The organism is Stenotrophomonas sp. RS-48, assembly GCF_030053245.1.
Lineage (GTDB): Bacteria > Pseudomonadota > Gammaproteobacteria > Xanthomonadales > Xanthomonadaceae > Stenotrophomonas > Stenotrophomonas maltophilia_P.
Genome location: NZ_JASGBV010000153.1, coordinates 2602 through 5899 on the forward strand (window position 1 = coordinate 2602; position 3298 = coordinate 5899).

A 3298-nucleotide genomic window follows, 5' to 3' on the forward strand; every position below is an offset into this window, starting at 1 on the left:
CTGTCGTAAAGCCAAGGCAACTTGAGGTTATATGGTCAAGCCGCACGGATCATTAGTATCAGTTAGCTCAATACATTGCTGTACTTACACACCTGACCTATCAACCACGTAGTCTACATGGTTCCTTTAGGGGGCTTGTGCCCCGGGAGATCTCATCTTGAGGCGCGCTTCCCGCTTAGATGCTTTCAGCGGTTATCGCTTCCGAACATAGCTACCCGGCAATGCCACTGGCGTGACAACCGGAACACCAGAGGTTCGTCCACTCCGGTCCTCTCGTACTAGGAGCAGCCCCTCTCAAATCTCCAACGCCCATGGCAGATAGGGACCGAACTGTCTCACGACGTTCTGAACCCAGCTCGCGTACCACTTTAAATGGCGAACAGCCATACCCTTGGGACCGACTACAGCCCCAGGATGTGATGAGCCGACATCGAGGTGCCAAACACCGCCGTCGATATGAACTCTTGGGCGGTATCAGCCTGTTATCCCCGGAGTACCTTTTATCCGTTGAGCGATGGCCCTTCCATACAGAACCACCGGATCACTAAGTCCTAGTTTCCTACCTGCTTGATCCGTCGATCTTGCAGTCAAGCACGCTTATGCCTTTGCACACAGTGCGCGATGTCCGACCGCGCTGAGCGTACCTTCGAGCTCCTCCGTTACTCTTTAGGAGGAGACCGCCCCAGTCAAACTACCCACCATACACGGTCCCCGACCCAGATAATGGGCCCAGGTTAGAACGTCAAGCACGACAGGGTGGTATTTCAAGGATGGCTCCGCCACAGCTAGCGCCATGGTTTCATAGCCTCCCACCTATCCTACACAGACGAACTCAACGTTCAGTGTAAAGCTATAGTAAAGGTTCACGGGGTCTTTCCGTCTTGCCACGGGAACGCTGCATCTTCACAGCGATTTCAATTTCACTGAGTCTCGGGTGGAGACAGCGCCGCTGTCGTTACGCCATTCGTGCAGGTCGGAACTTACCCGACAAGGAATTTCGCTACCTTAGGACCGTTATAGTTACGGCCGCCGTTTACTGGGGCTTCGATCAAGAGCTTCGCCTTGCGGCTGACCCCATCAATTAACCTTCCAGCACCGGGCAGGCGTCACACCCTATACGTCCACTTTCGTGTTTGCAGAGTGCTGTGTTTTTGATAAACAGTCGCAGCGGCCTGGTTACTGCGACCCTCTTCAGCTATAGCTCGCACGAGCCACCAAAAAGGGTGCACCTTCTCCCGAAGTTACGGTGCCATGTTGCCTAGTTCCTTCACCCGAGTTCTCTCAAGCGCCTGAGAATTCTCATCCTACCCACCTGTGTCGGTTTACGGTACGGTCTGCGTAAGCTGAAGCTTAGGAGCTTTTCCTGGAAGCGTGGTATCAGTGACTTCGCCTTAAAGGCTCGTCTCGGTGCTCGGTCTTAAAGGATCCCGGATTTGCCAAAGATCCAAACCTACCGCCTTTCCCCGGGACAACCAACGCCCGGTACACCTAACCTTCTCCGTCCCTCCATCGCACTTACGCGAGGTGCAGGAATATTAACCTGCTTCCCATCGACTACGACTTTCGTCCTCGCCTTAGGGGCCGACTCACCCTGCGCCGATTAACGTTGCGCAAGGAAACCTTGGGCTTTCGGCGTGCGGGTTTTTCACCCGCATTATCGTTACTCATGTCAGCATTCGCACTTCCGATACCTCCAGCAGACTTCTCAATCCACCTTCGCAGGCTTACGGAACGCTCCTCTACCGCGCATAACAAAGTTATGCACCCCAAGCTTCGGTTCAGTGCTTAGCCCCGTTAAATCTTCCCCGCAGACCGACTCGACCAGTGAGCTATTACGCTTTCTTTAAAGGGTGGCTGCTTCTAAGCCAACCTCCTGGCTGTCTGTGCCTTTCCACATGGTTTTCCACTTAGCACTGAATTTGGGACCTTAGCTGTGGGTCTGGGTTGTTTCCCTTTTCACGACGGACGTTAGCACCCGCCGTGTGTCTCCCATACAGTCCGTCTCGGTATTCGGAGTTTGCAATGGTTTGGTAAGTCGCGATGACCCCCTAGCCATAACAGTGCTCTACCCCCGAGAGGATACATATGAGGCGCTACCTAAATAGCTTTCGAGGAGAACCAGCTATCTCCGGGTTCGATTAGCTTTTCACTCCTAATCACACCTCATCCCCTACCTTTGCAACGGGAGTGGGTTCGGGCCTCCAGTGCGTGTTACCGCACCTTCACCCTGGGCATGACTAGATCACCCGGTTTCGGGTCTACTGCCCGCGACTATGCGCCCTTATCAGACTCGGTTTCCCTTCGCCTCCCCTATACGGTTAAGCTTGCCACGAACAGTAAGTCGCTGACCCATTATACAAAAGGTACGCAGTCACTCCTTGCGGAGCTCCTACTGCTTGTACGCACACGGTTTCAGGTTCTATTTCACTCCCCTCTCCGGGGTTCTTTTCGCCTTTCCCTCACGGTACTGGTTCACTATCGGTCGGTCAGTAGTATTTAGCCTTGGAGGATGGTCCCCCCATGTTCAGACAGGGTTTCACGTGCCCCGCCCTACTCGTCTTCACTGGAATGGCCCTTTCAGATACAGGGCTGTCACCTTCTATGGCCGCTCTTTCCAGAGCGTTTTCCTAGAACCAATCCAGCTTAAGGGCTAGTCCGCGTTCGCTCGTCGCTACTGACGGAATCTCGGTTGATTTCTTTTCCTCTGGTTACTTAGATATTTCAGTTCACCAGGTTCGCTTCCAGCAGCTATGTATTCACTGCAGGATACCCGCAAGCGGGTGGGTTTCCCCATTCGGACATTACCGGATCAAAGCTTGTTGCCAGCTCCCCGATACTTTTCGCAGGCTGCCACGTCCTTCATCGCCTCTGACCGCCAAGGCATCCACCGTGTGCGCTTATTCGCTTGACCATATAACCGCAAGTTGCCTTGGGTCATATCTGATCCAGGGGTACAAAGCCCGGATACGAATATAACGACTCAATCAATAAAGAGACTTTCGTCTCTCGCCTTAGCCTCACGACACGTCTGATAGAACATCTCAAACGCTCGCTACGTCACAAGTTTTAAAAGAACACGTACCGGCCACAGTGCCGATGCGTATATAAGATCGAATGTATGCGTCATTCAGAGAATGGTGGGTCTGGGAGGACTCGAACCACCGACCTCACCCTTATCAGGGGTGCGCTCTAACCACCTGAGCTACAGACCCGGAGTTGCTTACGAAACTCCCTGGTGGAGCCTGTCGGGATCGAACCGACGACCCCCTGCTTGCAAAGCAGGTGCTCTCCCAGCTGA

1 tRNA gene and 1 rRNA gene are annotated in these 3298 nt (G+C 53.6%); both read right to left on the bottom strand.

The annotated features are described in order from the left end of the window. Window positions 1-31: 31 nt before the first annotated feature. A 23S ribosomal RNA gene (locus tag QMZ25_RS19030) occupies window positions 32-2911 on the bottom strand. A gap of 224 nt (window positions 2912-3135) precedes the next feature. Further along, a tRNA-Ile gene (locus QMZ25_RS19035) sits at window positions 3136-3212 on the bottom strand. Window positions 3213-3298 lie beyond the last annotated feature (86 nt).